Origin of the sequence: Mesorhizobium sp. M1A.F.Ca.IN.020.03.2.1 (genome assembly GCF_004023205.1) — a bacterium.
Taxonomy (GTDB): domain Bacteria; phylum Pseudomonadota; class Alphaproteobacteria; order Rhizobiales; family Rhizobiaceae; genus Mesorhizobium.
Genome location: NZ_RZSV01000375.1, coordinates 1 through 3,482, shown reverse-complemented (window position 1 = coordinate 3,482; position 3,482 = coordinate 1). Strand labels below are relative to the sequence as shown.

The window sequence follows — 3,482 nt, the reverse complement described above, 5'->3', positions numbered from 1 at the left end:
TCATAGCGCTTGTATTCGCCAAAATACTTCGTGATCGCCGCCGTCAGCGACGTCTTGCCATGATCGACGTGGCCGATCGTGCCAATGTTCACATGCGGCTTGGTGCGCTCGAATTTACCTTTTGCCACTGTATTTCTCCGTCTTACTCATCCCGCTCGGGGAAATTGATATTCGCTCCAGCCGAACCGGAAACGCGTAAGAGCCGCGGTTCCGGTGGCACAGGCATTCTCACGCGTACTTTTTCTGGACTTCCTGGGCCACCGCCGTAGGGACCGGCTCATAGTGGTCGAACTGCATCGTGTACTGGGCGCGGCCCTGCGACATCGAACGCAGATTGTCGACGTACTTGAACATGTTGGCCAAAGGCACCATCGCGTTGATGACGACGGCCACGCCACGCGCTTCCTGGCCCTGGATCTGGCCGCGACGGCCGTTGAGGTCGCCGATAACGCCGCCGACATAGTCTTCCGGCGTCACGACCTCGACCTTCATGATCGGCTCCAGCAGCTGCACACCAAGCCGGGGTGCGGCTTCCTTGAAGCAGGCGCGGGAGGCAATTTCGAACGCCAGCACCGAGGAGTCGACGTCGTGGAAGGCACCGTCGATCAGCGTCGCCTTGACGCCGATCATCGGGAAGCCGGCAAACGGGCCGGAACCCATGACGCTCTGGATACCCTTCTCGACGCCGGGGATGTATTCCTTCGGCACCGCGCCGCCGACGATCTTGGACTCGAACAGGAACTCTTCGCTCTCGGTGTTCGGCTCGAACACGATCTTGACGCGAGCGAACTGGCCGGTACCGCCCGTCTGCTTCTTGTGCGTGTAGTCCTGCTCATGGGTCCGGGTGATCGTCTCGCGATAGGCCACCTGCGGAGCGCCGACATTGGCTTCCACCTTGAACTCGCGGCGCATGCGGTCGACGATGATGTCGAGATGCAGCTCGCCCATGCCGGCGATGATGGTCTGACCGCTTTCCTCGTCGGTCTTGACGCGGAAGGACGGATCCTCGGCCGCCAGGCGATGCAGCGCGAGGCCCATCTTTTCCTGGTCGTTCTTGGTCTTCGGCTCGATGGCGATCTGGATGACCGGATCGGGGAATTCCATGCGCTCGAGGATGACCGGATGCAGCGGATCGCAGAGCGTGTCGCCGGTCGTCGTGTCCTTGAGGCCGGCCAGCGCGACGATGTCGCCGGCATAGGCTTCCTCGATATCGGCGCGCGAATTCGCATGCATCTGCAGCATGCGGCCGATGCGCTCCTTCTTGCCCTTCACGGTGTTGTCGAGCGAGGTGCCCTTGGTGAGCTTGCCCGAATAGATGCGAGCGAAGGTCAGCGAGCCGACGAACGGGTCGTTCATGATCTTGAACGCCAGCATCGACAGCGGCTCGTTGTCGTCGGCATGACGCTCGATCTCGGCGTCGGTCTTGGCGTCGACACCCTTGATGGCCGGCACGTCGATCGGCGACGGCAGGTATTCGACCACGGCGTCCAGCAGCGGCTGTACGCCCTTGTTCTTGAAGGCCGAGCCGCAGAACATCGGGAAGAACTTGACCGCGATGGTGCCTTTGCGGATCAGCGCGCGGATCTCGTCGTTCGACGGCATGTTGCCTTCGAGGTAATTCTCGAGCGCAGTCTCGTCCATCTCGACGGCGGCCTCGATCATCTTCTCGCGATACTGAGCGGCCTTGTCCTTGAGGTCGGCCGGGATTTCGACGACGTCCCAGGCAGCGCCCAGCGTCTCGTCGCGCCAGACAAGCGCGTTCATTTCGACGAGGTCGACGACGCCCTTGAACTCGGTCTCGGCGCCGATCGGCAGTTGCATGACGACGGCCTGCGCGCCGAGGCGCGAGCCGATCATTTCCACCGAGCGGTAGAAATCGGCGCCGATCTTGTCCATCTTGTTGCAGAAGATCATGCGCGGCACGTGGTACTTGTCGGCCTGGCGCCACACGGTCTCGGTCTGCGGCTCGACGCCGGCGTTGGCATCGAGCAGCGCGATGGCGCCGTCGAGCACGCGCAGCGAACGCTCGACCTCGATGGTGAAGTCGACGTGTCCGGGAGTGTCGATGATGTTGAAGCGGCGCATCTTGCCGTCACGACCCTTCCAGAAGGTCGTAGTCGCGGCAGAGGTGATGGTGATGCCGCGTTCCTGCTCCTGCTCCATCCAGTCCATGGTGGCAGCGCCGTCATGGACTTCGCCGATCTTGTGCGACTTGCCCGTGTAGTACAGGACGCGCTCGGTCGTCGTCGTCTTGCCGGCGTCGATATGCGCCATGATACCGAAATTGCGGTAGTCTTCGATTTTGTATTCGCGGGCCATGGGAGGTGCCTCTCAGTCTCGTTCGCGCTTTACCAGCGGTAGTGCGCGAAGGCGCGGTTGGCTTCCGCCATCTTGTGGGTGTCTTCACGCTTCTTGACGGCCGTGCCGCGGTTGTTGGCCGCGTCCATCAGCTCGCCCGAGAGGCGGTCGACCATCGTGGTCTCGTTGCGGTTGCGCGCGGCGGCGATCAGCCAGCGGATTGCCAGCGCCTGGCGGCGCTCGGGGCGCACGTCGACCGGAACCTGGTAGGTGGCGCCGCCGACGCGACGCGAACGCACTTCCACATGCGGCGCGACATTGTCGAGCGCCTGGTGGAAGACGGCGACCGGCTCCTGCTTGGTCTTGGACTGGACCTGGTCCAGCGCGCCGTAGACGATGGTCTCGGCAACCGACTTCTTGCCGTCATACATGACGGCGTTCATGAACTTGGTGACGACCAGATCGCCGAACTTGGGGTCCGGATTGATCTCACGCTTTTCTGCACTGTGACGACGGGACATGGCTCTTGTCTCTCAATCTCGTGGCACGGCGCAGTCAAAAAAAGCGCCGAAGCCGGAAACCCTTACTTCGGACGCTTGGCACCGTATTTCGAACGGCGCTGCTTGCGGTTCTTCACACCCTGGGTGTCGAGCACGCCGCGGATGATGTGATAGCGGACGCCCGGCAGATCCTTGACGCGGCCGCCACGGATCATGACCACCGAGTGCTCCTGAAGGTTATGGCCTTCGCCCGGGATGTAGCCGATCACTTCGAAACCATTGGTCAGACGGATCTTGGCCACCTTGCGCAGCGCCGAGTTCGGCTTCTTCGGCGTCGTCGTGTAGACGCGCGTGCAGACGCCCCGCTTCTGCGGGTTCTGCTGCATGGCCGGGACCTTGTTGCGCTTCACCGGCGCCAGGCGCGGCTTGCGGATCAGCTGGTTGACGGTAGGCATTAAACCCTCTTGTCTCTCAATTCCGTGTCTTGCCCTGTCAGGGCCGCTCAAAGCGTCATGTCCATACGCGAATTCGGGCAACACACCGCGCCTCGCGGTCCTGCCCGAACAAATTGCAGAGGAAGCGGAAGCCGCTTCATGCGCGCCGGAGATGTCTTTTCGCTCGTAAAACGAACCCTGTTTGAGGCAAACTCCAAGGCGCGTCGCCTCGGAAAAGCAAGTCTCACAT

At 62.1% G+C, this 3,482-nt stretch carries 4 protein-coding genes; all 4 read right to left on the bottom strand.

Annotation, left to right across the window (positions count from 1 at the left end; translation table 11 throughout):
- A partial coding sequence (locus EOA79_RS30795) for a GTP-binding protein (RefSeq protein WP_244571411.1) occupies positions 1-128 on the bottom strand: 128 nt, incomplete at its 3' end.
- Between the two features lie 100 nt (positions 129-228).
- The gene (gene fusA, locus EOA79_RS30790) at positions 229-2,319 is read right to left on the bottom strand and encodes an elongation factor G (RefSeq protein WP_067321482.1); all 2,091 of its coding nucleotides are present in this window, start codon (positions 2,317-2,319) and stop codon (positions 229-231) included.
- 29 nt (positions 2,320-2,348) lie between these two features.
- Entirely contained in the window at positions 2,349-2,819 is a 471-nt protein-coding gene (gene rpsG / locus EOA79_RS30785; RefSeq protein ID WP_095780442.1) for a 30S ribosomal protein S7, read from the bottom strand.
- A gap of 62 nt (positions 2,820-2,881) precedes the next feature.
- Positions 2,882-3,253 carry a 30S ribosomal protein S12 gene (rpsL, locus tag EOA79_RS30780; protein WP_006202128.1) on the bottom strand — a complete coding sequence of 124 codons (372 nt, stop codon included), beginning with the start codon at positions 3,251-3,253 and terminating at the stop codon, positions 2,882-2,884.
- Positions 3,254-3,482: the final 229 nt, after the last annotated feature.

Excerpts from the sequence above, each read along its gene's own strand:
- fusA (WP_067321482.1), bottom strand. The coding sequence starts at position 2,319 with ATGGCCCGCGAATACAAAATCGAAGACTACCGCAATTTCGGTATCATG.
- rpsG (WP_095780442.1), bottom strand. The coding sequence starts at position 2,819 with ATGTCCCGTCGTCACAGTGCAGAAAAGCGTGAGATCAATCCGGACCCC.
- rpsL (WP_006202128.1), bottom strand. The coding sequence starts at position 3,253 with ATGCCTACCGTCAACCAGCTGATCCGCAAGCCGCGCCTGGCGCCGGTG.